At 60.4% G+C, this 24,776-nt stretch carries 27 protein-coding genes and 1 rRNA gene; 18 read left to right on the plus strand and 10 right to left on the minus strand.

Going from position 1 to position 24,776, the window contains the following annotated elements; translation table 11 throughout:
* Positions 1-15: 15 nt before the first annotated feature.
* The 3 genes from queG to murI all read left to right on the plus strand — a co-directional run bounded on the left by queG (position 16) and on the right by murI (position 2,774).
* Positions 16-1,113: a tRNA epoxyqueuosine(34) reductase QueG gene (gene queG / locus J0L98_RS08060; RefSeq protein ID WP_296411148.1), complete on the plus strand. Its 1,098-nt coding sequence runs from the start codon at positions 16-18 to the stop codon at positions 1,111-1,113.
* A 6-nt stretch (positions 1,114-1,119) separates the two neighbouring features.
* Positions 1,120-1,896 carry a hypothetical protein gene (locus J0L98_RS08065; protein WP_296411150.1) on the plus strand — a complete coding sequence of 259 codons (777 nt, stop codon included), beginning with the start codon at positions 1,120-1,122 and terminating at the stop codon, positions 1,894-1,896.
* A gap of 68 nt (positions 1,897-1,964) precedes the next feature.
* On the plus strand, positions 1,965-2,774 hold the full coding sequence (gene murI, locus J0L98_RS08070; RefSeq protein WP_296411151.1) for a glutamate racemase: 810 nt from the start codon (positions 1,965-1,967) through the stop codon (positions 2,772-2,774).
* 31 nt (positions 2,775-2,805) lie between these two features.
* Here the strand turns inward: murI and J0L98_RS08075 are convergent, their stop codons facing one another.
* Complete coding sequence (locus J0L98_RS08075; protein ID WP_296411153.1) at positions 2,806-3,357, minus strand: cob(I)yrinic acid a,c-diamide adenosyltransferase; 552 nt, start codon at positions 3,355-3,357, stop codon at positions 2,806-2,808.
* A gap of 147 nt (positions 3,358-3,504) precedes the next feature.
* Between J0L98_RS08075 and alaS the strand changes: the two genes are divergently transcribed.
* A complete protein-coding gene (alaS, locus tag J0L98_RS08080) occupies positions 3,505-6,129 on the plus strand; it encodes an alanine--tRNA ligase (RefSeq protein WP_296411155.1) in 2,625 nt (874 codons plus the stop codon).
* Positions 6,130-6,136: 7 nt separating this feature from the next.
* Positions 6,137-6,688 carry an NUDIX domain-containing protein gene (locus J0L98_RS08085; RefSeq protein ID WP_296411157.1) on the plus strand — a complete coding sequence of 184 codons (552 nt, stop codon included), beginning with the start codon at positions 6,137-6,139 and terminating at the stop codon, positions 6,686-6,688.
* A gap of 78 nt (positions 6,689-6,766) precedes the next feature.
* Here the strand turns inward: J0L98_RS08085 and J0L98_RS08090 are convergent, their stop codons facing one another.
* The 5 genes from J0L98_RS08090 to J0L98_RS08110 all read right to left on the minus strand — a co-directional run bounded on the left by J0L98_RS08090 (position 6,767) and on the right by J0L98_RS08110 (position 10,850).
* Entirely contained in the window at positions 6,767-8,149 is a 1,383-nt protein-coding gene (locus J0L98_RS08090) for a phosphomannomutase/phosphoglucomutase (protein WP_296411158.1), read from the minus strand.
* An 82-nt stretch (positions 8,150-8,231) separates the two neighbouring features.
* Positions 8,232-9,203: a hydrolase gene (locus tag J0L98_RS08095; RefSeq protein WP_296411159.1), complete on the minus strand. Its 972-nt coding sequence runs from the start codon at positions 9,201-9,203 to the stop codon at positions 8,232-8,234.
* Positions 9,200-9,631 carry a nuclear transport factor 2 family protein gene (locus J0L98_RS08100; RefSeq protein WP_296405307.1) on the minus strand — a complete coding sequence of 144 codons (432 nt, stop codon included), beginning with the start codon at positions 9,629-9,631 and terminating at the stop codon, positions 9,200-9,202. Before J0L98_RS08100 ends, J0L98_RS08095 begins: the two co-directional genes overlap by 4 nt.
* Positions 9,632-9,711: 80 nt before the next feature.
* Positions 9,712-9,912, minus strand: a complete 201-nt coding sequence (locus J0L98_RS08105; protein WP_296411161.1) for a zinc-finger domain-containing protein — start codon at positions 9,910-9,912, stop codon at positions 9,712-9,714.
* Between the two features lie 17 nt (positions 9,913-9,929).
* On the minus strand, positions 9,930-10,850 hold the full coding sequence (locus J0L98_RS08110; protein WP_296411163.1) for a branched-chain amino acid transaminase: 921 nt from the start codon (positions 10,848-10,850) through the stop codon (positions 9,930-9,932).
* A 110-nt stretch (positions 10,851-10,960) separates the two neighbouring features.
* On the opposite strand from J0L98_RS08110, the gene J0L98_RS08115 reads away from it, so the two are divergent.
* From J0L98_RS08115 to mnmA, 3 genes are read left to right on the plus strand one after another with little or no spacing between them, the layout of a single operon-like run.
* Positions 10,961-11,422, plus strand: a complete 462-nt coding sequence (locus J0L98_RS08115; protein ID WP_296411183.1) for an NUDIX hydrolase — start codon at positions 10,961-10,963, stop codon at positions 11,420-11,422.
* Positions 11,419-11,979: a hypothetical protein gene (locus J0L98_RS08120; protein WP_296411164.1), complete on the plus strand. Its 561-nt coding sequence runs from the start codon at positions 11,419-11,421 to the stop codon at positions 11,977-11,979. Before J0L98_RS08115 ends, J0L98_RS08120 begins: the two co-directional genes overlap by 4 nt.
* Positions 11,969-13,081 carry a tRNA 2-thiouridine(34) synthase MnmA gene (gene mnmA / locus J0L98_RS08125; protein WP_296411165.1) on the plus strand — a complete coding sequence of 371 codons (1,113 nt, stop codon included), beginning with the start codon at positions 11,969-11,971 and terminating at the stop codon, positions 13,079-13,081. Before J0L98_RS08120 ends, mnmA begins: the two co-directional genes overlap by 11 nt.
* Positions 13,082-13,145: 64 nt before the next feature.
* Here mnmA and J0L98_RS08130 read toward each other — a convergent pair whose 3' ends face one another.
* Together J0L98_RS08130 and J0L98_RS08135 are read right to left on the minus strand one after the other, a co-directional pair.
* The gene (locus J0L98_RS08130) at positions 13,146-13,724 is read right to left on the minus strand and encodes a lytic transglycosylase domain-containing protein (RefSeq protein ID WP_296411184.1); all 579 of its coding nucleotides are present in this window, start codon (positions 13,722-13,724) and stop codon (positions 13,146-13,148) included.
* Positions 13,725-13,778: 54 nt separating this feature from the next.
* Positions 13,779-15,497: a proline--tRNA ligase gene (locus tag J0L98_RS08135; protein ID WP_296411166.1), complete on the minus strand. Its 1,719-nt coding sequence runs from the start codon at positions 15,495-15,497 to the stop codon at positions 13,779-13,781.
* A gap of 157 nt (positions 15,498-15,654) precedes the next feature.
* Here J0L98_RS08135 and J0L98_RS08140 point away from each other — a divergent pair, with 157 nt between their 5' ends.
* The 4 genes from J0L98_RS08140 to coq7 all read left to right on the plus strand — a co-directional run bounded on the left by J0L98_RS08140 (position 15,655) and on the right by coq7 (position 18,198).
* On the plus strand, positions 15,655-16,206 hold the full coding sequence (locus J0L98_RS08140) for an RNA pyrophosphohydrolase (protein WP_296405292.1): 552 nt from the start codon (positions 15,655-15,657) through the stop codon (positions 16,204-16,206).
* A gap of 138 nt (positions 16,207-16,344) precedes the next feature.
* Entirely contained in the window at positions 16,345-16,938 is a 594-nt protein-coding gene (locus tag J0L98_RS08145; protein WP_296411168.1) for a CBS domain-containing protein, read from the plus strand.
* Positions 16,939-17,013: 75 nt separating this feature from the next.
* Positions 17,014-17,550, plus strand: coding sequence for a CNP1-like family protein (locus J0L98_RS08150; RefSeq protein ID WP_296411169.1), 537 nt, complete (start codon positions 17,014-17,016; stop codon positions 17,548-17,550).
* A 27-nt stretch (positions 17,551-17,577) separates the two neighbouring features.
* On the plus strand, positions 17,578-18,198 hold the full coding sequence (gene coq7, locus J0L98_RS08155; RefSeq protein WP_296411171.1) for a 2-polyprenyl-3-methyl-6-methoxy-1,4-benzoquinone monooxygenase: 621 nt from the start codon (positions 17,578-17,580) through the stop codon (positions 18,196-18,198).
* 40 nt (positions 18,199-18,238) lie between these two features.
* On the opposite strand, the gene J0L98_RS08160 is transcribed toward coq7, so the two are convergent.
* Positions 18,239-18,655, minus strand: coding sequence for an OsmC family protein (locus tag J0L98_RS08160; RefSeq protein ID WP_296411172.1), 417 nt, complete (start codon positions 18,653-18,655; stop codon positions 18,239-18,241).
* Positions 18,656-19,167: 512 nt separating this feature from the next.
* Here J0L98_RS08160 and rplM point away from each other — a divergent pair.
* The 4 genes from rplM (at position 19,168) to erpA (ending at position 21,600) form a co-directional block, all read left to right on the plus strand.
* On the plus strand, positions 19,168-19,596 hold the full coding sequence (rplM, locus tag J0L98_RS08165; protein WP_296411174.1) for a 50S ribosomal protein L13: 429 nt from the start codon (positions 19,168-19,170) through the stop codon (positions 19,594-19,596).
* Between the two features lie 12 nt (positions 19,597-19,608).
* Positions 19,609-20,001: a 30S ribosomal protein S9 gene (gene rpsI, locus J0L98_RS08170; protein ID WP_296405279.1), complete on the plus strand. Its 393-nt coding sequence runs from the start codon at positions 19,609-19,611 to the stop codon at positions 19,999-20,001.
* Positions 20,002-20,121: 120 nt separating this feature from the next.
* Positions 20,122-21,150 (plus strand): N-acetyl-gamma-glutamyl-phosphate reductase, encoded by a 1,029-nt coding sequence (gene argC / locus J0L98_RS08175; RefSeq protein WP_296411176.1) that lies wholly within the window; start codon positions 20,122-20,124, stop codon positions 21,148-21,150.
* A gap of 99 nt (positions 21,151-21,249) precedes the next feature.
* Positions 21,250-21,600, plus strand: a complete 351-nt coding sequence (gene erpA / locus J0L98_RS08180) for an iron-sulfur cluster insertion protein ErpA (protein WP_296405275.1) — start codon at positions 21,250-21,252, stop codon at positions 21,598-21,600.
* A gap of 114 nt (positions 21,601-21,714) precedes the next feature.
* On the opposite strand, the gene J0L98_RS08185 is transcribed toward erpA, so the two are convergent.
* Positions 21,715-22,932, minus strand: a complete 1,218-nt coding sequence (locus J0L98_RS08185; RefSeq protein ID WP_296411177.1) for a M23 family metallopeptidase — start codon at positions 22,930-22,932, stop codon at positions 21,715-21,717.
* Positions 22,933-23,114: 182 nt separating this feature from the next.
* Between J0L98_RS08185 and tyrS the strand changes: the two genes are divergently transcribed.
* Together tyrS and J0L98_RS08195 are read left to right on the plus strand one after the other, a co-directional pair.
* Positions 23,115-24,311, plus strand: a complete 1,197-nt coding sequence (gene tyrS / locus J0L98_RS08190) for a tyrosine--tRNA ligase (RefSeq protein ID WP_296411179.1) — start codon at positions 23,115-23,117, stop codon at positions 24,309-24,311.
* A gap of 358 nt (positions 24,312-24,669) precedes the next feature.
* A 16S ribosomal RNA gene (locus tag J0L98_RS08195) occupies positions 24,670-24,776 on the plus strand; the annotation flags it as partial.

Consider the following 24,776-nt stretch of genomic DNA (forward strand, 5'->3'; position numbering starts at 1 on the left):
GTTATCATCAATGGAATGAGCTTGGGGCACGATAAACTTTCCGGTGGGCAGGGTGATTTCGCGACGCTGGCTGCGAGTATCAAGGCTTGGGGGCAGGCGCTTGGCTTCGATGAGGTCGGTATTTCCGATATCGATCTCGGGGACGCCGAGTCGGGGCTGTTGGCCTGGCTGGATGCCGGTTGTCACGGGGAGATGGATTATATGTACAAACATGGGCTGAAGCGGTCCAGGCCGGCTGAACTTGTGCCCGGCACCTGCCGCGTCATCTCGGTACGAATGTCCTACCTCGCGCAGGGGGAGAGCCCCCATGCGATCCTGCAATGCCCCGGGAAAGCCTACGTATCGAGGTACGCCTTGGGGCGGGATTACCACAAGGTGTTGCGAAGTCGCTTGCAGCGCCTTGCGGACCGGATTTCTGCCGAGACTCCGCATGGATATCGAGTCTTCGTGGATTCCGCCCCGGTCATGGAGGTGGCGCTTGCGGAAAAGGCCGGACTGGGTTGGCGCGGAAAACATACGCTGTTGTTATCGCGGCAAGCGGGTTCCTTCTTCTTTCTTGGAGAGATCTACACTGACTTGCCGCTGCCCCTTGATGTGCCGAAGCCTGGCCATTGTGGCGACTGTTCGGCCTGCATTCCCGCTTGTCCAACGGGCGCCATCGTGGCGCCTTACCGCGTGGATGCGAGGCGCTGCATCTCGTACCTGACAATCGAGCTGAAGGACGCCATACCCGAGGAGTTCCGACGGCCGATAGGCAACCGCATCTACGGATGTGACGATTGTCAGCTAGTTTGCCCCTGGAATCGCTTCGCCCGGCCCGCCGCTGTGTCTGATTTCACACCTCGGCATGGGCTAGATGGCGCGGGGCTGGTAGAGTTGTTCCTGTGGTCGAAAGCGAACTTCGAAGAGCGAATGACAGGTAGTCCTATCTACAGAATCGGTTACGAGCGCTGGTCCCGAAATATTGCGGTTGCGCTTGGAAATGCCATTGGGGTTCCGATGGCAGTCGCCGCTTTGGAGTCCCGTCGCGATGATCCCTGCGCCATGGTCAGGGAGCATGTCTTGTGGGCTTTGAGGCAACACGATATTCCAAGCCCGGAAGCCGCGGTATAGTATCCAATGATGTTTCGAAAACCGCCCAAACTCCCTGTTCAGGATGATCGTGCCCCGCAGACGCTTGCGGAGGTGACGGCTATGGAGTCATGGCGATTTGATCCGCTGTGCATTGCCGAAGATGATCCCAAGGTCGATGCGCCAAGCGAGCGTCAAGACAAGTTCCGGATCAAGATGCTGATGCGCGATGGGGAGCGCAGGCGGGAGACGGAGCTGCTCATCCAGAAGCGGTATGCCTGGCGTGGTTACGGGCAACTCGGTTCGCTGGACGAACCGAATCAGCTCACGATGAACGCTGAGTTGTTCGGCCGGGTCTATGCAACCTTGACTGTCAATGTGGACTCCCCCGCCGGTCTGGCCCTTGACAAGACTTATGGCATGGAAGCCGCTCGGCTGCGCTCCCAGGGGCGTAAACTCTGTGAGTTCGGACGGTTTGCCATTGATCCTTCTGCGCGCTCCAAGCGTCTTATCGCTTCGCTTTTTAATCTGCTTTATATCTACTCGTATCGTGTGAAGGGCTGCACCGACATCCTCATCGAGATCAATCCCCGGCATCGGGATTTTTACGAGAAGCTGCTGGAATTCAAGCAGATGGGGGGCGAGCGGATGTGTGAGCGAGTCAAGGCGCCGGCGCTGCTGATGCATCTGTCGTGCGCCACCATCGAAAGCCGTCTCCGGGAGATTGGCGGAAGATGGCGTGAGCTACCCGACGAAAAATCAATCTACAAGTTCGCCTTCACCCCTGAGGAAGAAGCCGAGCTGGTGGCTCGCCTCGGCTACTGAGTTGCGTCCGCCGGTCTCCCCGGGGCGGACTGGCGTAGAATCCGCCCTACCTCTTTTTGTCCAATACCATGTCTGAAACCGGTACGCTACCCATCGGAGTCTTCGATTCCGGCGTGGGTGGCCTCACTGTCGTGCGAGCGCTGATGGAGCGCCTACCCCTCGAGAACATCGTTTACTTCGGCGATACGGCCCGGGTGCCCTATGGCGTCAAGTCGGTGGCGACCATTGAGCACTTCACGGGGCAGATCACCGATCATCTGCTCGACAAGGGGGTGAAGATGCTCATCATCGCCTGTAACACCATGGCAGCGGTGGCGTCCCAGGTGGTCAAGGACAAGGCCGGCTGCATTCCCGTGCTGGACGTGATCGATGCGGGGGCCCGCGCGGCGGTGGCGGAGTCCCGCTCCCGGGCGATTGGCGTGATCGGTACCCCGACGACGGTTAATAGCAATGCCTACGCCCGGCGCATGCATGCCCTTGATCCTGGTGTGCGTGTGTACTCCCAAGCCTGTCCGCTCTTCGTCCCGCTGGTGGAGGAGGGTTGGTTGGAGCACGAGGTGACGCGGCTCACCGCCCAGGAGTATCTCAAGCCCGTGCTGGCGGAGAACGTCGATACGCTGGTGTTGGGGTGTACCCACTACCCCTTGATCAAGCCCCTGATCCAGGATGTGGTCGGGCCGGATGTGCGTCTCGTCGATTCAGCCATTACCGTTGCTGAGCAGGCGGCCCGCAAGCTGGCGGAACTGGGCATCGCCAATTCCGGCGAGTGTCTGCCGACCTATCGCTATACCGTTACCGACATACCGTTGCGTTTCCAGACCATTGGTGAGCGTTTCCTGGGGCGTTCCCTCGGGCTGGTGGAAAAAGTTGATTGGTAAAAATGGGCTGCCGGTCGGGCAGCCCTTTTTTTCAGGCGTTCTTCCTTTTCTGCCATAGCACATCGCCGCGGCCGCCGGCCCGGTTGAGCACCCGGCCGAGCACGAAGAGGAGGTCGGAAAGGCGGTTCAGGTACTGGCGCGGTGCGTCATTCACTGCTTCCTCCTGGGCCAGCGCAACGATCATCCGCTCGGCCCGCCGGCAGATGGTGCGTGCCTGGTGACTCAATGCCGCGGCACGCGTGCCACCTGGGAGGATAAAGTCCTTCAGGGGCTCCAGATCATCGTTGAACCGGTCCAGTTCGTCCTCGAGATATTGCACCTGTTTGGCGGTGATCATCTCCATGCCCGGAATGCACACCTCGCCGCCCAGGTCGAAGAGGTCGTGCTGTACGTTGGTGAGCAGGGCGCGCACGTCTTCCGGCAGATCTTCACAGAGCAGGATGCCGATGGCTGCGTTGGCTTCGTCCACCTCGCCGAGGGTGTGGATGCGCAGGCTGTTCTTGGAGACCCGGTTGCCATTGCCGAGGCCGGTGGTGCCGGCATCGCCGGTGCGGGTGTAGATCTTGGAAAGGCGGTGGCCCATGGTTGCTGTCTCCTGGTGGAGTTGATGTTATTGGAGGGGCGATTATAGCCAGCCGGGCGAGGCGGGGAGGGATGCTACAATTTCAGGCTCTGAAACCTGACCTTTCCCCGACCGTCGCTGTCCGAGACACCCGGAGACCCCACGCCGATGAAAAGCGCCGAAATCCGCCAGAAGTTCCTCGAATTCTTCGCCTCCAAGGGCCACCAGATCGTAGCGTCCAGCTCTCTCGTGCCCCATGAGGACCCGACCCTGCTGTTCACCAACGCAGGCATGAACCAGTTCAAGGATGTTTTCCTCGGCTTCGACAAGCGCCCCTACAGCCGCGCCACCACCTCCCAGAAGTGCGTGCGTGCCGGCGGCAAGCACAACGACCTCGAGAACGTAGGCTACACCGCCCGCCACCACACCTTCTTCGAGATGCTGGGCAACTTCAGCTTCGGTGACTACTTCAAGCGTGACGCGATCAACTACGCCTGGGAACTGCTCACCGTCGTCTTCGGGCTGCCCAAGGACAAGCTCACCGTCACGGTTTACGCCGAGGACGATGAAGCCTACGACATCTGGACCAAGGAAATCGGTGTCCCGGCGGAGCGGGTGATCCGCATCGGTGACAACAAGGGCGCCCGCTACGCCTCCGACAACTTCTGGATGATGGGCGACACCGGCCCCTGCGGCCCCTGCACCGAGATCTTTTACGATCATGGCGAGCACATCTGGGGCGGCCCTCCGGGTTCCCCCGAAGAAGACGGTGACCGCTTCATCGAGATCTGGAACAACGTGTTCATGCAGTTCAACCGCGACGAGGCCGGCGTGATGCACCCGCTGCCCAAGCCCTCGGTGGATACGGGCATGGGCCTCGAGCGGATCTCCGCCGTGCTCCAGCATGTGCATGCCAACTACGAGATCGACCTGTTCCAGGCATTGATTGCTGCGGCCGCCCGCGAGACCTCCGGTGCCGACATGGACAGCCCGTCCCTCAAGGTGCTGGCCGACCACATCCGCGCCTGCTCCTTTCTGATCGCCGATGGCGTGATCCCCGGTAACGAGGGCCGTGGCTATGTGCTGCGCCGGATCATCCGTCGCGCCATTCGCCACGGCTACAAGCTGGGCGCCCGCGCAGCCTTCTTCCACAAGATGGTGCCCGATCTGGTGGCCGAGATGGGCGAGGCCTACCCCGAGCTGAAGGCCGGCCAACAGCGGGTCACCGACATCCTCAAGCAGGAAGAGGACCGCTTCTTTGCCACCATCGAGAACGGCATGGCCATCCTCGAAGGGGAGCTGGTGGCGATGGCTGCCGCGGGAAATACCGTCTTCAACGGCGAGACCGCGTTCAAGCTGCACGACACCTTCGGTTTCCCGCTGGATCTGACCGCTGATGTGTGCCGCGAGCGCAACGTGACCGTCGACGGGGCGGCCTTTGATGCGGCCATGGCCCGGCAGAAGGAGCAGGCCCGTGCTGCGGGCAAGTTCAAGATGGCCACTAATCTTGATTACGATGGCCCGGCGACCACCTTCCATGGCTATGACGGCCTGGAAGCCAAGGGCAATGTGCTGGCCCTGTACAAGGACGGTGTTCCGGTCAATGAGCTGTCCGAAGGCGACATGGGTGTCGTCGTGCTGGACGACACGCCCTTCTACGCCGAGTCCGGTGGCCAGGTGGGTGACCGGGGCGAGCTGCGCTCCGTGCATGGCATCTTTGCGGTCGAGGACACCCAGAAGATCCAGGCCACCGTCTTTGGTCATCACGGTGTGGTCAAGACCGGCAAGCTGAGCGTCGGTAATGGTGTCACCGCCCGGGTTGACATCCAGGCCCGCGCCCGCACAGCGCGTCATCACTCTGCCACTCACCTGATGCACAAGGCCTTGCGTGAAGTGCTCGGCGAGCACGTGCAGCAGAAGGGCTCGCAGGTTGATCCTGACAAGACCCGTTTCGACTTTGCCCATACCCAGCCGGTGACCTCCGAGGAGATCGCCCGCATCGAGCGCATCGTCAATGATGAGATCCTCGCCAACGCGGCCACTGAAGCCCGTGTGATGGACATCGAATCCGCCCAGAAGACCGGCGCCATGATGCTCTTCGGCGAGAAGTACGGTGACGAGGTGCGAGTGCTCAGCATCGGTTCTTCCAAGGAACTGTGTGGTGGCACCCACGTGGCCCGCACGGGCGACATCGGCCTGTTCAAGATCACCCTCGAAGGGGGCGTGGCGGCTGGCGTGCGGCGTATCGAAGCCGTGTGCGGCGACGTGGCGGTGGCGCTGGTGCAGGATCAGCAGGCGCTGCTTGAGGGGGTGACCAGTGCCCTCAAGGCCCAGCCTCAGGAAGTGCTGTCCCGCGTGGTTCAGGTGATGGACAACGTGAAGGCGCTGGAGAAGGAGCTGGCCCGCCTCAAGAGCAAGCTGGCTGCCAGCCAGGGCGACGATCTGGTGAGTCAGGCGGCGGATGTGGCTGGGGCCAAGGTGCTGGCTGCGGTGCTTGAAGGGGCGGACGCGACGGCCCTGCGCGAGACGCTCGACAAGCTCAAGGACAAGCTCAAGAGCGCCGCCGTGGTGCTGGCCAGTGTGTCGGACGGTAAGGTCAGCCTGATTGCTGGCGTGACCGCCGATCTGACCGGCAAGGTCAAGGCTGGCGAGCTGGTGAACTTTGTTGCCCAGCAGGTGGGTGGCAAGGGCGGTGGTCGTCCCGACATGGCCCAGGCCGGTGGCACAGATGCAGCAGCATTGCCGGCGGCACTGGCATCGGTGGCGGCCTGGGTTGGCGGCAAGCTGGGTTGAGGGTGTGATGAGCCAAGCGTCCTGGCGTTTCTGTCCCCAGTGCGGCAGCCCCCTTGAATGGGGGCATGTGGCCGGAGCCGAGCGGCAGGCCTGCTACACGCCATCCTGTGGTTTCGTCCGCTGGGACAATCCCTTGCCTGTGGTGGCGGCGGTGATCGAGTGCGTGGACCGGGAGGGTGCAATCCTGCTGGCCCGCAATCATGCCTGGCCGGAGCGGATGTTCGCCCTGGTCACCGGTTTTCTGGAGAAGGGCGAGTCGCCGGAAGAGGCGGTAGCCCGTGAGGTGAAGGAAGAGGTCAATCTCGACGCCGTGTCGGTGCGACTGCTCGGTGCTTATCCGTTCCTGCGCAAGAATGAGCTGCTGCTCGGCTACCACGTGCAGGCACGGGGCGACATCGTGCTGAATGAAGAGCTGGCCGAGTTTCGATTGATTGCCCCTGATAGGCTGCGCCCGTGGCCTCAGGCCACCGGGCAGGCCGTGCGCGACTGGATGCTGTCCCGGGGGATGGCGCTGCCGGAGATCGTGGAAGGTAATCTGTTCGCCCACGCTGATCCATAGCCGGTTCCGGAGCGATCCATGCAAAAGGGCCACCCGACTGGGTGGCCCTTTTGCTTCTTCACGCCTGTTGCCAGGGTGTCAGAAAGGCAGCTGGATGCCGGGCCACACGCCTTCGATGGCGTGGCGGAAATCAGCCTGGATGCGTTCGATAGCCTCCTGGGTATCCGCTTCGAAGCGCAGCACCACCACCGGGGTGGTGTTGGACGGGCGGGCAAGGCCAAAACCGTCCGCGTACTCGACGCGCACACCGTCGATGGTAAGCATGCTCTCGGCGCCTTCGAAGCTCGCTTCTGCCTTGAGCTTGTCCACCAGGGCGAAGGGCTCGCCTTCGTTCATCTTGATGTTGAGTTCCGGCGTGCTGATGGCGTCGGGCAGGCCCTTTAGGACGGGGTTTGCGTCAGGCTGACGGGACACGATCTCGAGGAGGCGGACGCCGGTGTACAGGCCGTCGTCAAAGCCGTACCAGCGCTCCTTGAAGAAGACGTGGCCGCTCATCTCGCCGGCCAGGGGGGCGCCGGTCTCCTTGAGTTTGGCCTTGACCAGGGCGTGGCCGGTGTTCCACATGGTCGGCTTGCCACCGCGATCCTTGATCCAGCCCGCCAGGTTGCGGGTGCATTTGACGTCGTAGATGATCTCGCCGCCCGGCACGCGGGTGAGCACGTCTTCGGCAAACAGCATTAGCTGACGATCGGGGAAGATGATTTCGCCGTCCTTGGTCACTACGCCCAGGCGGTCACCGTCACCGTCGAAGGCCAGGCCGATCTCGGCGTCCGTTTCCTTGAGGGCGCGGATCACGTCGGCCAGGTTCTCCGGTTTCGACGGGTCCGGGTGGTGGTTGGGGAAGTTGCCATCCACGTCGCAGAACAGCTCGACCAGTTCGCAGCCGAGGCGCTTGAAGAGTTCCGGGGCAACCGCACCGGCCACGCCGTTGCCGCAGTCCATGACGATCTTCATGGGGCGGGAGAGCTTTACGTCACCGATGATCTTGTCGACGTAGGCGGGAACCACATCGGCCTGGGTCAGCTTGCCCGGGACGGCTGCGTTGACCAGGTTGCCGTCGATGATGCGTTGCCGCAGGGCCTGGATCAGTTCGCCGAACAGGGTCTGACCACCGAGGACCATCTTCAGACCGTTGTAATCGGGCGGGTTGTGGCTGCCGGTGACGGAGACACAGGAGTTCGTGCCCAGCTCATAAGCTGCAAAGTAGGTCAGGGGGGTGGGCACGCAGCCCACGTCCACCACGTCCACGCCAGCGGCACGAATGCCGTCGGACAGGGCGCCGGCCAATTCGGGCCCGGAAAGACGACCGTCCCGGCCGACGGCGATGGCCTTCTGGCCTCGCGCGACGGCTTCCGAACCGAGGGCATGGCCGATGGCTCGGACGGCTTCGGCGGTCAGTGTCTTGTCGACGATGCCACGAATGTCATAGGCCTTGAAGATCTCGGGGGCGGGGACAAACATGCTGGAGGCTCCGGTATTGGGAAATGAGACTTGGATTATACGCGGTGCACCATGACACCTCGGCGCCCGGGAAGCTTGTGCGTCAGGAATTGTGGCTGATCGTGAAAAAGTGCACCAGGCGTCGGGGGAGCCAGTCGAGATTTCCCGGCCATCCACCTGATACGAAGCCCACATGGCCACCTTCTGCAGGCTGCTCAAGGGTGACTGAGGCGGAGACGTCCAGATGATCGGGGAGGAAGCTCGGAGGAAGGAAAGGGTCGTTGAGAGGATTGAGCACCAGGGTGGGGACGCAGATACCCTTCAGGTGGGGTTTGCTGGATGCGCGATGCCAGTAGTCGTCCGTATTGCGAAAGCCGTGCAGCGGTGCCGTCACCAGGTTGTCGAACTCATACAGGTTGGTGGTGCGAAGCATGTTTTCGAGGTCGAAAAGTCCGGGGTGCTGGCGCAGTTTGACGGCGGCGTTATGTTTGAGTGTGTTTAGAAAGTGGCGGGTGTAGACGCGATTGAAACCTCGTCCAAGGCTATGGCCGGCAGCGCTCAGATCCACGGGGGGGCAAATGGCAGCCGCGGCGTCGATAGTTCGGCAGGCATCGCGCCCTCGGGTTCCCAGCCAGAGAAGCAGGGCATTGCCGCCCAGGGATACGCCGGTTGCAAAGCGGGGGGCTGTTGGGTGCAGGCATGCGAGGCGTTCCAGTATCCAGCCAATCTCTTCCGCATCGCCTGAGTGGTATGCCCGGGGCAGTCTGTTTGGTTCACCGGAGCAGCCACGGAAGTGGGGCACGACGCCATTCCAGCCAGTGCGCTCGAGCCGTCGCATGAAGCTGCGGGCATAGGGGGAGTGACTTGAACCTTCGAGTCCATGAAAGAGGACGACAAGGGGGGCGCCAGGACGATGGGGGAGCCAGTCCAGATCGATGAAGTCGCCGTCGGGGGTGTCCCAGCGTTCGCGCCGGTAATCGGGGAGAGGCCCCTTGCGCAGAAGTGGCCAGATGGTCTGGGCGTGGCCACCGGGAAGCCAGAGAGGGGCGCTATAGGGCGTGAGCGACGGCGTCAATGGATGATGTGCGGGCTGTCGTTGCTGTGCAGGTTATCCATGTCGGGGGCGGGGGAGGCATGATGCATCACCATCTTCCAGCCGAGGGCTCCACGGGCGAAGACGTTGGTGGCGATGATGGGTGGGTGAAGACGGTCGTCTCCTTCCACGTGCACGTGCTGGTGCACCGTATGGACGGCGGTCATCAGGTTGGACCAGCGTACAGGGTGAGTCGCACTGACGGTGATGCGGGCTCCGCTGGCAAACAGCTGGCGCCAGGACTCGCGAATGGCAACCAGTCCGATCAGGCGGATGCTGCCCGGATGAACGCAGACAACCTCGTCATCTTCGGACCAGATCGCCATCATGCGGTCGAGATCCGCGTGGGCGAGGGCCGCGTAAAAGGCCGCTTCGACCTCGTCAGGGGTGGTGAAGATAGGACTGCTCATGCGGCGGGCTCCAGGGTGGACGTCTTGACGTGACACGGGGGCGTTTCCGCCCCCGTGCTGGCCGAAGCCTGTACGAAAGCTCAGTGATGTCCCTTGGGCAGTTCGCCGGAGAAGACGTATTGGGCTCCACAGTAGGGGCAGGTAACCCTGCCTTCGGCCGTCACGTCCAGGAAAACGCGAGGATGCCGCGCCCACAGCGGGGTGTCGGGCATCGGGCAGTGGAGCGGGAGCTCCTTGGCGGTGACTGTGATCGGCTTGGTCTTGTCCTGATTCTCGGGCATGGATCTCTCCTGGGATCTTAGATGAATGACAGCCAGTGTTCGTACTCAGGTGCCTTACCGTTCACGATCTCGAAGAAGCGGGATTGCAGTTTCTCGGTGATCGGACCACGGTGGCCTTCACCAATCACACGTCCATCAAGCTCACGAATCGGCGTGACCTCGGCGGCGGTGCCCGTGAAGAAGGCTTCGTCGGCGATGTAGATGTCGTCTCGGGTGATGCGCTTGGAGATCACGTCCAGGCCGAACTCCTTGGCAACCTGAATCATGGAGCTGCGGGTGATGCCCGTGAGGGCAGAGGCGATCTCGGGTTCGTAGACGGCGCCATCCTTGATCACGAAAAGGTTTTCGCCGGCGCCTTCGGCCACGAAGCCATTGGTGTCGAGGAGCAGGGCCTCGTCATAGCCGGCGTCGGTGGCTTCCAGATTGGCCAGGATGGAGTTGGCGTAGGTGGAGGCCAGCTTGGCACGGGGCATGGTGACGTTGACGTGATGGCGGGCGAAGGATGAGGTCTTTACCCGGATGCCGCGCTGCAGGCCGTCTTCACCCAGATAGGCACCCCACGGCCAGGCGGCAATGGCCACGTGCACCGTCGCTCCCCTGGTGGAAATGCCCATCTTTTCGGAGCCGTAGAAGGCGATCGGGCGGAGGTAGCAGCTTTCGAGCTTGTTCACGCGCACGACTTCCAGCTGTGCTTCCATGAGGACTTCCTTGGTGTAAGGAATGTTCATCATGTAGATCTTGCCGGAGTTGAGCAGACGCTGGGTGTGCTCGGCGAGGCGGAAGATCGCCGTGCCCTTGACGGTGTTGTACGCACGGACGCCCTCGAATACGGACAGGCCATAGTGGAGCGAGTGGGTGAGCACGTGGGTGGTTGCTTCACGCCACGGCACGAGTTTGCCGTCGAACCAGATGAAACCGTCGCGGTCTGCCATTGACATTATGAGGATCTCCAGCTGAAACAGTGAATTCAAACCCCCGATTCTAGCTCATTCCGGGCGGCTGCGGACCGTCGCTCGGAAGGGGGTAAAATACGATCTTTGTCTGCGGGATCGCCATGAGAAGCTGGAAACCGAATGTCACTGTGGCGGCCGTGGTGGAGCGCGAGGGACGCTTCCTGTTGGTGGAGGAAGAGACCGAGGACGGCTTGCGCTTCAATCAGCCCGCTGGCCATCTGGAGCAGGGGGAGTCGCTGGTTGCGGCTGCTTCTCGTGAGGCCCTGGAGGAAACGGCCCATGGGTTCCGCCCTTCGTTTCTGGTCGGCATATACCAGTGGCCGCGGCCGGTCGGTGATGTGACCTACCTGCGTTTTGCCTTTGGTGGTGAGCTGTGCGGTTTCGAGCCGGAGCGTGCGCTGGATGCCGGCATCGTGCGAGCAGTGTGGATGACGCTTGACGAGATCAAGGCGACGCGGGAGCGCCATCGCAGCCCGCTGATCCTGCAGTGTTGCGAGGACTACCTTGCCGGGTGCAGGTATCCGCTGGAACTGATCCGTCACTACGACGCATCATGAAGTCAGTTGCCGCCGCCGCCTTGCTGTGGGCGGGCATCGTCCTGGCGGATGAGCGGGCCACCGTCTGTTTCAACTACGGCTGCGTGGCCCGGCAGGAGGTGTCTTTTTCGGAAACCAGGCTCACCGAGCTTGGGCGGCGGCTGGGGTTGGCGGACACTCCGGTGGCCGAACGGGCGATTCTGTCACTGGTGGTCGGCCAGTTGTACCTGTGGGCCGGTGAGCAGTCGCCGATCCACGCAGACCGCCCCGGGGACTTCCTCGATGACGGAGTCCATGGAATGATGGATTGCATTGATCATGCCGAGACGACTTCCGGTTTCCTGAGAATGATGGAAGGCCGTGGGATGATGCGTTTCCATGCGGTGGAGCCGATCCAGCGTCGGGTGCGCTGGCTGGTGACCCAGCATTTCTCGGCGGTGATTCGCGAGACCAATGGTGCGGCGCCCGAAGCGGGGGCGCGATTTGTGGTGGATTCGTGGTTCGGGGAGCATGGCGATCCGGCCGTGGTGTTGCCCCTGGAAGATTGGCTGGATGGAGAGGGACCGAATGTCTCGTAAGCAGAAGGTTGTTGTCGGCATGTCCGGCGGGGTGGATTCGTCTGTGGCGGCATTGCTGCTCAAGCAGCAGGGCTACGAAGTGGTCGGCCTGTTCATGAAGAACTGGGAGGATGACGACGACAGCGAATATTGTTCGACCCGGGAAGATCTGGTCGATGTCGTATCGGTGGCCGATGTGCTGGGCATCGAACTGGAGGTGGTGAATTTTTCGAAGGAATACAAGGACCGGGTATTTGCCGATTTCCTGCAGGAGTACGAAGCGGGGCGTACGCCGAATCCGGACATCCTGTGCAATTCCGAGATCAAGTTCAAGGCCTTCCTGGACCACGCCCTGGCCCTTGGCGCCGACTACATTGCCACTGGCCACTATGCGCAGGTGCGTGAATGGACCAACGATGGGCGGACGGAATACCAGCTACTGAAGGCGGAGGACGGGACCAAGGACCAGAGCTACTTCCTGTATCGTCTGAACCAGGCCCAGCTTTCCAGAACCCTGTTTCCCATTGGTCACCTGTACAAGCGGGATGTGCGCAAGATGGCCGAAGCGGCCGGTTTGCACGTCCACGCCAAGAAGGACTCCACTGGCATCTGTTTCATCGGCGAGCGGCCTTTCCGCGAGTTTTTGTCCCGCTACCTGCCCGCCAGGCCGGGTGAGATCCGCACTCTGGAGGGCAACAAGGTCATTGGCCAGCACCAGGGCTTGATGCACCACACCATTGGTCAGCGCAAAGGCCTGCAGATTGGTGGCATCAAGGGTAACCAGGATGACGCCGGGGATCACGATGCCTGGTATGCGGCGGTCAAGGACGTGGCCAGCAATGTGCTTTACGTTGTACAGGGGCACGATCATCCTGCCTTGCTCAAGGACCGGATGATTGCTGCCGACCTGTCCTGGGTGTCGGGGCAGGATCCGCGCACCCACTGGGTTTACACCGCCAAGCCGCGTTATCGCACGCCGGATGCGCCCTGCGAGATTGATGTCTTGGCCGGCGGGCGGGCGGAGATTGCCTTTGCCCAGCCCCAGTGGGCGGTGACGCCGGGGCAGAGTGTGGTGATCTACGAGAGCCGGGTGTGCCTGGGTGGCGGGATCATCGTGGGGTGATTCAGGTAGCTTGAATGCGGAACGGGCGCCTACTGGGCGCCCGTCTCGTTAATATGACTTTGTCTCAGGGGTTCTGGGCCAATCGATAGCTGGGATAGGACCAATTGTGTTCCCAGGCAGCCCGAACCATGTTCGGATACTCGGCCTTGCCCAGGCTCCCGTTGTAACGACCGAGGGCGCGGAAGAGATCGCCCTTCTCGATGTCCAAGTAGTGGCGCAGGATCGTGCATCCGAAGCGCAGGTTGGTGCGCATGTGAAAGAGGTTGGTGTCTTCGGTGCCGATGAGACGAGCCCAGAAGGGCATTACCTGCATGTAACCACGGGCACCGACCGACGACACTGCATACTTCTTGAAGCCGCTTTCCACTTGGATCAGTCCCAGGACAAGCTGCGGGTCGAGACCCGCCCGGCTGGCTTCGTAGTGCACGGCGCGAAGGAGTTCCGAGCGATAGCTTTCGTCGGGAATGCGCCTCGCCAGGCGTTGCGACATCTCGGAGAGCCAGCGGGCCCGCTCCGCCGAACGCTGGAAGCTCGCATCAAGGGGCGCCTGATCCGCCACCGCAGCGTGCAGGGCTGCCTGCACGCTGGCGGCGAGGGGCTGATATTGCTGATTGCCGGCCCATGCGCCAGCTCCTGCTCCCATTAATGACAGGGCAAGGAAGCTTGAGGCGAGGGTGCGGTTCAATGCAGCCATGGGTCAGCCCTTCAGCTTGCCGATGACGAGGCTGGCCACTTCGTTGAGGGCCAGTTTGGTGGCTTCCGCGTCGCGACGCCCTTGATACTCGACCACACCTTCCTTCAGACCGCGGTCGCCAATGACGACGCGATGCGGCGTGCCGATCAGTTCATTGTCGGCCAGCAGCGAACCGGGGCGTTCGTCCCGGTCGTCGAGGAAGGCATCGATGCCCGCTGCAACAAGCTCAGTGTAGAGGGCGTTGGCTGCGTCGCGCACCGCATCCGACTTGGCGTAGCCCATGGGCACAATCGCGACCTGGAACGGGGCGATGGCGTCGGGCCAGATGATGCCGCGCGCGTCGTTGTTCTGTTCGATGGCGGCGCCCAGGATGCGCGACACACCGATGCCATAGCAGCCCATCTCCATGATCTGCTCCTTGCCCTGCTCGTTGAGGAACTTGCAGTTCAGGGCTTCGGCGTACTTGGTGCGGAGCTGGAAAATATGCCCGACTTCGATGCCGCGACAGATCTCCAGGGTACCCTGCCCGTCGGGTGAGGGGTCGCCGGCAACGACATTGCGCAGGTCGGCCACTTCGGCCTCCGGGAAATCGCGCCCGATGTTCACGCAGGTGTAGTGATGGTCGTCCTCGTTGGCGCCGGTAACGAAGTCGGCCATGGCGGCCACGCTGCGGTCCATCACCACGCGGCCCTCAAAGCCCACGGGGCCGAGCGAGCCTGCGTTGGCTCCAAACGCGGCAAGAATGGCGGCAGGGGAGGCGAAGGTCAGCGGATTCTTTACACCGGCGATCTTCTGGGCCTTTACTTCGTTCAGTTCGTGGTCGCCACGCAGGAGCAGCAGCACCGGCTTGTTGCCGGTGCTGTCGTCACCGTCGACGACGATGGCCTTGACGGTGCTCGTGGCCGGCACGTTCAGGAAGGCTGCCAGCTCGTCAATGGTCTTGACGCCCGGCGTGTGCACCTTGGTAAGGGCTGCGGTCGCGACCGGACGCGGACTGGAGGGCGCCAGAGCTTCGGCCAGTTCCACGTTGGCGGCGTAGTCGGATGTGGGGCAGTAGGCGATGTCGTCCTCGCCGGTTTCTGCGATGACGTGGAACTCGTGGGAGCCCGTGCCGCCGATGGAGCCGGTGTCGGCGGCCACCGCGCGGAACTTCAGACCGAGGCGGTTGAAGATGCGGTGGTAGGTGTCGTACATGTTGCGGTATTCCCGCTGTAGGTCCTCGAAGGAACTGTGGAAGGAGTAGCCGTCTTTCATCAGGAACTCACGCCCGCGCATGACGCCAAAGCGCGGCCGGATCTCGTCACGGAACTTCATCTGCACCTGATAGAAGTGCTTGGGCAGTTGCCGGTAGCTCCGCAGGTCACGACGCACGACGTCAGTGATGACTTCTTCGTGGGTCGGGCCGATCACGAAGTCGCGGTCGTGGCGGTCCTTGAAGCGCAGCAGCTCTGGGCCGTAGAAGTCCCAGCGTCCGGATTCCTGCCAGAGTTCGGCGGGCTGGACTGCGGGCATCAGCAACTCGATGGCGCCGGCACGGTTCATCTCTTCCTTCACGATCGCCTCTACCTTGCGCAGGGCGCGGAGGCCAAGTGGCATCCAAGTATAGATACCACCCGCGAGCCGTTTGATCAGGCCCGCCCGCATCATGAGCTTGTGACTGATGACTTCGGCGTCGGACGGGGCTTCCTTGAGGGTGGAGAGGAAGAACTGGGAGGCACGCATGGACCGGATCCGTTTGAAAGTACAGCCTGCAATTTTACCGTGCACAAGGCAGACTGGCAGCGCTTGTCTTGCGGCGCACCGAATCAGGGCGTTGTTCTTTCACGACAGGGGGAAATGTGGAAGAATTCCGGCCAGTTCATGAATTAAAGGTTGCAACATGCTCGACCGTGAAGGCTATCGGCCTAACGTCGGCATCATTCTGGTGAATGCGCGCAACGAAGTTTTCTGGGGCAAACGGATACGAGAACATTCCTGGCAGTTTCCGCAAGGCGGAATCAAGCACGGCGAATCGCCGGAACAGGCTATGTACCGTGAGCTCTTCGAAGAAGTCGGCTTGAAGCCTGAGCACGTCCGCATCATTGGCCGCACGCGCGGCTGGTTGCGCTATGACGTGCCCAAGCACTGGATCAAGCGGGAGTGGCGAAACACTTATCGGGGGCAGAAACAGATCTGGTTTCTGCTCCGGTTGGTGGGGCGTGACTCCGATGTTTGCCTGCGTGCGAGCAATCACCCTGAATTCGATGCTTGGCGTTGGAGCTATTACTGGGTACCACTGGAAGCGGTGATCGAGTTCAAGCGGGGTGTCTATCAGTCGGCCTTGCTCGAGCTTGCCAGGCTGTTGTTTCGCGATCGCTTCTTCGAGATCCCGGACAGTTACCGGCTGTTTGATTCGCCACCGGATGGCGCGGATCCCCCTGTTTCCTCGTAAGCGCCAGGAAACTCGAAGCGAGGGCTGCGGTCTCACGGCTGTTGTTGTCGGTTCTTTCGCCGTCGTCTGGCGGCGTGATTGCCGGGGCTGCTTCCGCAGATCCGGCTCCTGATGTAGGGCACAATGGGAGGAGACACCATGGAGCGCTTGCACTATCAGCCGATCAAACAGTTTCGTGTCCGTAGCGGGGTCTGTGAGATTTCCGACCCATGGAGCATGGCGAAGGTCACGGCATCTTCGCCAGCCATTGAGGTCATGACTGACCTGCGCAAGATTCCCGCGGCAACAATTGCCCATGATCTTTCGCTGGCTCAGGCCAATCACAGCATGATTCTGCGTGGGGTTCGTCTGCTCTTTGTGACTGACCTCAGCCGGCGTGTCGTCGGTGTGATCACTTCCAACGATCTCTTGGGAGAAAAGCCGACGCGCGTGGCGGGTGAGCGGATGATGCGCCATGAGGAGCTTGTCGTTCGCGACATCATGGTTGCCACGGAAGAGCTCGATGCCGTTTCGCTCTCCGACGTCCTTCGCTCAGAGGTGGGTCATGTGGTTTCGACCCTAAAGGCGTGCGGTCGTCAGCATGCGCTCGTTGTGGAGGAGGGAGGGAACGGCGTTCTTTCGTTGCGAGGGATATTTTCTGCATCGCAGATTGCTCGCCAGATGGGTATTCCCCTCCAAACGACAGAAGTGGCGCGCACCTTTGCGGAAATCGAGGCAGCCATAGCAGGTTGATCCGGGGCTCCTGCCACGGTGGTCCGGTCGGGCGGGAGGCGCTAGAATCCAAGGCCGCCTTTTGTGAAAGCTGTCATGGTTTCTGCCTTTTTCAGTTTGCGTCCCCCTATGGCGGGCGTGGTTGCCGTTGTCTTGGCCGCGCTGCTTTCCGCGTGTATGGGGGGGCGTACCGCCCTGTTCGAAGATGAGGCAAGGCCGGAGTGGAAGGAGGGCGCGCTTGAGCTCCCCCCCTTGCCGTTCGAGAAAGACCTCATCCCCTTTCATGTCAGTTCAAATGCCAGCGCGGCGTTCTATGTCGACGGGCGGTCGTTGCGCCTTGGCGATGACGGCATCGTGCGTTTTACGCTGCTTGTCCGGGCTGCGGGCGGGGCTGAGAATCTGAGTTACGAAGGTATGCGCTGTGAAACGGCCGAGCGGAAGCTGTATGCGATTGGCCGTGGAAAGAGCGAGTGGGTTCTGCCCCGGGTTGCGGAATGGCAACGCATCTCCGACAACTCGCTGAACCGCCAGTATGCCGTTCTGGCAAAAGAGTTCTTCTGTCCTCCCGGGGCCATCTTGCCGACCAGAGATGAGATCCTCGGCTTGCTGCGCAGTGCAGCCCCCGTTCGTTGAAGAGTTGTCTTTTCGGAGTCGTCAAACATGCTTGACCAACTCATCGTGGGTTTTGACAGGGCTTTGCGAACGGTTTTTGCGAACGCCAGCACCCTGCGACCCGTTCCAGGGGCAGGCCTTCCCGAGGCCGACCTGTCTGATGACGAGCGGAGTCGCGCTGCGTCGCTCATGCGCGTCAATCACTGTGGTGAGATCTGTGCTCAGGCCCTATACCAAGGGCAGGCCCTGATGTCCAAGGATGAAGGGATCAAGCGCGCCCTGGAGTCCGCGGCCCAGGAGGAAACTGAACACTTGGCATGGACGGAGCGCCGCATTGCTGAGCTTGGGGGGCGCAAGAGCCTGCTCAACCCGCTTTGGTACGGCGGGTCGCTGGCGATCGGCATCCTCGCGGCGCGATTCGGTGATGGCGTCAATCTGGGTTTCCTCGCGGAGACGGAGCGCCAGGTGGAGAGTCACTTGAAGAGCCATCTGGATCGCTTGCCTCCGCTGGATCTCAAGTCGCGGGAAATCGTGACCCAGATGAAGAAAGATGAAGCGGAGCACGCAGACACTGCCATACGGCTGGGAGCGGTAGACCTGCCTGGTCCGGTGAAGGCTGCAATGAAGGCCAGCTCAAGAGTCATGACGGGCGTCGCCTATTGGGTTTGAGTGTCCTGCCGCGCCACGCCACGCTCAATGACTGCTCGGATCAGGCCTCCACGATCTCCCAGGTGTGTTCGATCTGGGCGGTCTTGCTGAGCATGATCGTGGCGGAACAGTATTTGTCAGAGGACAGTTTGATCGCCCGCTCGACGCTGTCCGGCTTCAGATTGCGGCCACTGACAGTGTAATGGAAGGCAATTCGGGTGAAGACCTTGGGGTCGGTTTCGGCGCGCTCCGCCTTCAGGCTGACGCTGCAGTCCGTGACGTCCTGTCTGCCACGTTTGAGGATGAGGACGACGTCGAAAGCCGTGCATCCGCCTGCGCCAGCCAGCATCATTTCCATGGGGCGTGGAGCGAGATTGCGCCCACCGGCTTCAGGTGCCCCATCCATCATCACCGCATGGCCGGAACCTGTTTCGGCCATGAAGCTCATCCCACCCACCCACTTCACTAAGCATTCCATGCTGCGCTATCTCCCTTGATCGCGTGGGGGCAGTTCCCGCGTTCCGACCTGCCCGATGAGCACGGATTGTAGCTTTGCTTAATCGTGATGGGCGCGGCAGTTGTGCTGCGATGCAACACGACTGCCTTTGGCTGGCACCCCGGCGGGTTCTTGACGCTGGTTATTTTTGGCGTATTTTTTGTTTTAAATCAATTGTTTGGATGTGTTTTTGGGTAAATTAATTTTGTTTATATATTAATCAAAAGATTTGTGGTGCGACGCACAAAAATAGCTTGCGCCTCGCCGTTTCTGGCGCGATAATTCACTCAGTCCAGTTACTTTTGTTGTTTGAAGCGACTGAAAGGTGTCTCCTCCACCCTCCTCCTTTGGTGTGGATTTAGCGCAGATCTCCCCGATCTGCGCTTTTTTTTATCTCTCGTCAGGGTTTGACATGGGCGAAGGCATCGCGGTAGAATCCGCGGCTTTCCGAATTATGGTTGTTCCCGGTGTCGGGAAAAGTCTGAGGGATCTTCATGAAAACGTTTTCTGCCAAGCCGCATGAGGTCAAGCGCGACTGGTTCGTTGTAGACGCGACGGACCTAGTCCTTGGTCGGCTTGCTTCCGAAGTTGCGCGACGCTTGCGCGGCAAACACAAGGCCATCTACACGCCGCACGTCGATACCGGTGATTTCATCGTCGTCGTGAACGTCGAAAAGCTGCGTGTTACCGGCAACAAAGCCCAGGACAAGAAGTATTATCGTCACTCCGGTTACCCGGGTGGTATTTACGAAACTAACTTTACCAAGCTGCAGCAGCGCTTCCCCGCTCGCGTGCTTGAGAAGGCTGTCAAGGGCATGCTGCCCAAGGGCCCGCTCGGCTACGCCATGCTCAAGAAGATGAAGTGCTACGCCGGTGCCGAGCATCCGCATGCCGCCCAGCAGCCCAAAGTTCTCGCGATCTAACAGGAGCCGATAATGGCTGTGACTTACAACTACGGTACCGGTCGCCGCAAGTCGGCCGTTGCCCGTGTCTTCATCAAGAAGGGCTCTGGCAACATCGTCGTGAACGGCAAGCCGGTCGACCAGTTCTTCTCCCGTGAGACCGGTCGGATGATTGTGCGTCAGCCGCTGGTGCTGACAAACTTTGTCGATAGCTTCGATATCCTCGTCAATGTCTCCGGTGGCGGCGAATCCGGCCAAGCCGGTGCTGTCCGTCATGGCATCACGCGTGCCCTGATTGACTATGATGCCGAGCTCAAGTCCCCCCTCAAGAAGGCCGGGCTGGTGACTCGTGATGCTCGCGAAGTCGAACGTAAGAAAGTGGGCTTCCGCAAGGCGCGTCGTCGCAAGCAGTTCTCGAAGCGTTAATCCGGTTCGATGTTTCGCCAAAAGGCCGCCTCCGGGCGGCTTTTTGTCATCTTGAGGTAGTATTTTTGTCGGTGGGCATGAGCCTGCGGCGACAGTCGTTCATTTTCTTTGGGAGCGAGCATGATCAAGGTTGGTGTTGTTGGCGGGACGGGATATACCGGAGTGGAGCTCTTGCGCCTGTTGGCGCAGCACCCGAATGTGGAGATCAGGGCGATCACTTCTCGAGGTGAGGCGGGGCTTCCGGTGGCTGACATGTTCCCAAGCTTGCGTCGCAGGGTTGATCTTTGCTTCGTCGATCCTCAGGCCGCGGATCTTGCCGCGTGTGATGTGGTGTTCTTTGCAACGCCGAACGGCATCGCCATGCAGCAGGCCAAAGCCCTGGTTGATGCTGGCGTCAAGGTGATTGACCTGGCGGCGGATTTTCGCATCACTGACATCGCTGAATGGGAGAAGTGGTACGGGATGAAGCACGCCTGCCCCGAACTGGTTGCCGAGGCGGTGTATGGTCTTCCTGAGGTGAATAGGGAGGCTGTGGCTAGCGCGCGGGTGGTTGCGAATCCCGGGTGTTATCCCACGGCCGTTCAGCTTGGTTTCCTGCCGCTCGTGGAGGCGGGGGTGGTTGAGTTGGGGAGTTTGATCGCGGATGCCAAGTCCGGTGTTTCCGGGGCTGGGCGAAAGGCCGAAACCCACATTCTGTTTTCGGAGTCGTCCGATAATTTCCAAGCCTATGGTGTGGCAGGGCATCGACATCTGCCGGAGATCCGCCAAGGCTTGTCGCGTTTTGCGGGGGCCCCGGTCGGTCTGACCTTTGTTCCCCATCTAACCCCGATGATCAGGGGGATTCACGCAACTTTGTATGCCCGCCTGAACAAGGAAGTTGATTTGCAAGCGCTTTTTGAAGAGCGCTTTGCCGGGGAGGCGTTTGTCGATGTGATGCCCAAGGGGGCTCATCCTTCGACGCGTTCTGTTCGCTCGGCCAACATGTGTCGCGTCGCGGTACATCGCCCCCAGGGCGGCGACGTCGTGGTCGTGCTGTCGGTCATCGACAACTTGGTCAAGGGGGCGGCCGGTCAGGCAGTTCAGAACATGAACATTCTCTTTGGACTTCCCGAGGTGACCGGGCTGGGGCATGTCCCAGTGATGCCCTGAACTAAATTCGACTAATTTTGTCGACTATTGGTTGCTGGTGCCTTGACCGTCCGTGGGGCGCTGACCATAATTCGAAGACAAATCTGAAGGAGTAGATCAATGAACGCCGTGACTGAAATGCCCATCCCTCTTGTTTTTACTGACAGTGCCGCCAGCAAGGTGAAGGATCTGATCATCGAGGAAGGCAACCCGGATCTGAAGCTGCGGGTTTTTGTGACGGGCGGCGGCTGTTCCGGCTTTCAGTATGGTTTTACGTTTGACGAGATCCGCAACGATGACGACACGGTGATGGAGAAGGAGGGCGTGATGCTCCTGATCGACCCGATGAGTTATCAGTATCTCGTTGGCGCAGAGATTGACTACACGGAGGGGCTTGAGGGCTCCCAGTTTGTGATCCGAAACCCGAACGCCACGAGCACCTGTGGCTGTGGTTCGTCTTTCTCTGTTTGATAGCGGAGCAGGAGAGCCGGTGGAGTGCTTGCTCTGCCGGATTTTCGGCAATAATAAAAGAGGCTGCCTTGCTTGTCTGCGGGGCAGCCTTTTTTCAGACGATCCCGACGGCGCTCAATCGATGGAGGCCATCCGGCTCTCTTGCACTTGCGTGAGTCTGGTGCTCAAGTGGGCGATTTGCTGGCGAAAGTTGAGTAATGTGTTCCCGCTCAATGGTTGTGCGTCGGGCAGTCGAACGGTGAGCGGGTCTTGGTGGACATTGTTCATCCGGAATTCGTAGTGAAGATGGGGGCCGGTGGCCCATCCGGTGCTTCCCACGTAGCCGATGGTCTCCCCTTGGTGGACGTGACTTCCGATCTGTAGGCCCTTGGCAAAGTTGCTGAGGTGTCCGTAGGCTGTCGTGTAGGTTTCGCCATGACGCAATACGACGAAGTTGCCATAGCCGGACTGCTTGCCGACAAAATCCACGATACCGTCTGATGTGGCCCTCACTGCGGTGCCATGTGGTGCTGCGTAATCGACACCTTTGTGTTCCCGCCAGTTGCCGAAGATCGGGTGCTGCCGCATCGAAAATCCCGAGCTGACACGGGAGAACTCGAGCGGAGAGCGTAGAAAGCCCTCTTTGTGGCTCTTGCCGTTCTCGTTGTAGTAATCCTCTGTTCCATTTGGGTGGCGGAAGAGGAAGGCGGAGTGACGAGTGCCCCGATTGACAAACTCGGCGGCCAATATCTTGCCTGTGCGTACTGCATGCCCCCGGTGATAGTAGACCTCATAGATCACGCTGAAACGGTCACCGCGGCGCAGCTCGGTGTGAAAATCAATGTCGTCTCCAAAAATCCTGGAGAGATCCTCCGCCACGCTGTCTGGCAGGCCGGCGGCGTCCATTGCGGCGAAGAGTGAAGACTGGACAACCCCGCCCTGCATGTGGACGCGGCTTTCGAGTTGCACCGTCCTCGATGACACTCGAAGCTCTCCGTCGTGGGGCTCGATGATGTAGCTGAGTTCCGATCCCTGTCGTGTGATCGAGGCAGAGTGCAAGTGTCCTGTCGCTGTTGTGGCCACGGTGAGCAGAGAGCCAGGGCTGCTTGCACCGGCTAGCTGCTTGATAACCCCTTGTGAGCTTGCCTGTGATGCGAGTGCCACGTCGGTTAGCCCGAGTCTCCGCAGGGCGGCTCCCAGTGACTCTCCCGGGCGGATGCGGCTCTCGCGGATGAACGGCCGTTCGTCGCCGCGCGGGATGGTGACCTTGGGCGTGCCAAGGTGTTCAAGCACCGTTTCCTTGGGAGTGTTGTGGCCGGTCTGACCTGGAACAACGGCGATGGCGGCTGCCATGCCCACTGCTGAGCTGATTGCCACGCCAGCTAAACGCCACCGTAGCCCGGGGGCGTCTGCGCGGAGTTTTTTGAGATGCGCTAGAATCGCCGTCTTTTCTCCAAGCATCGGACTTTCCAAGCAAAAACAAGCCGCGAAGTCTAACAAAAACGACGCGGACCTGTACTTGCTTAAGGACAAATATGACTGAAATCACAACGGCGCTGGAGCTTATCAAGCGCGGGGCTGACGAGCTCCTCATTGAAGCCGACCTCATTGAGAAGCTCAAGACCGGGCGGCCCTTGCGCGTCAAGGCCGGGTTCGATCCCACCGCCCCTGATCTGCATCTCGGCCATACTGTCTTGATCAATAAGTTGCGCCACTTTCAGGAGTTGGGGCACCAGGTCTTGTTCTTGATCGGTGATTTCACGGGGATGATCGGTGATCCGTCAGGCAAGAACACCACCAGACCGCCCTTGACTCGTGAGCAGGTTCTTGAGAACGCCAAGACCTATCAGGATCAGGTTTTCAAGATCCTTGATCCGGCGAAGACGGAGGTCTGCTTCAATTCCACCTGGATGGAGGCCCTTGGCGCGTCAGGCATGATCCGCTTGGCAGCGCAGCACACGGTGGCGCGAATGCTGGAGCGCGACGACTTTTCAAAGCGCTATGCCGCTCAGCAGCCCATCGCCATTCACGAGTTCCTGTACCCATTGTGTCAGGGCTACGACTCTGTCGCCATGAAGGCTGACATCGAACTTGGCGGGACTGATCAGCGCTTCAACCTGCTGGTGGGGCGTGAGTTGCAGAAGCACTATGGGCAAGCTCCCCAGTGCGTCTTGACGATGCCTCTTCTCGAAGGGCTCGACGGTGTCAACAAAATGTCCAAGTCGCTGGGTAACTACATCGGGATCTATGAGCCTCCGAATGAGATTTTTGGCAAGGTCATGTCGGTCTCTGATGAGCTCATGTGGCGCTACTACGACTTGCTCTCTTTCAAGTCTGAGTCGGAGATTCTTGGATTGCGTCAGTCCATATCCGAAGGCAGGAATCCAAGGGATGTGAAGGTACTCCTTGCTCAGGAGTTGGTTGCGCGCTTCCATGGGCCGACGGCTGCGGTTGCCGCCCTTGAGGACTTTCAGGCCCGCTTTCAGCGGAATGCGATCCCTGACGACATCCCTGAAGTATCGCTTGCGGGCGAGGGCGGCATAAGTGTTGTGGCCGTGCTGAAGCAGGCTGGTCTGACGGCCAGTACCTCGGAGGCGATCCGGATGATTGACCAGGGGGGGGTTCGTCTTGACGGAGACAAGCTCACGGATCGTGGGTTGATGCTCGAGTCTGGGGCTGTCGTTGTGTTGCAGGTCGGGAAGAGGAAATTTGCCCGCGTCACCGTTCGATAGGATTTATTTTCTTAATCTTGTTGACACGTAGCGATTGGTCTTTATAATTCGGCCTCTCTTCGCTGCGGCGCACGATGAAGTGTTCCGAAGCGGTGGAGGGGGTGTTGCGGTAGGTATTGCGATGCTTGCGCCAAGTGGTTTGTTTCGGTGGTCAAGTGGTTTTCGAAACAAAGTGCTTGACAGGGTTTTTAGGCTCTGTATAATGCGCACCTCTTCGCTGCTGTGGCAGCCGTTCTTTAAAAAGATGAACAACCGATAGGTGTGGGTACTCGGTTCTGAGGGGTAACTGGTTTATACCAGAAGCCACGAAGAAATTGAAGTATCTGCAGAAACGTCAAGTTTCTGGAGTTTTTGGATTGAACTTAAGAGTTTGATCCTGGCTCAGATTGAACGCTGGCGGCATGCTTTACACATGCAAGTCGAACGGTAACAGGGAGCTTGCTCCGCTGACGAGTGGCGAACGGG

This window comes from Zoogloea sp. (assembly GCF_017302315.1).
GTDB lineage: Bacteria > Pseudomonadota > Gammaproteobacteria > Burkholderiales > Rhodocyclaceae > Zoogloea.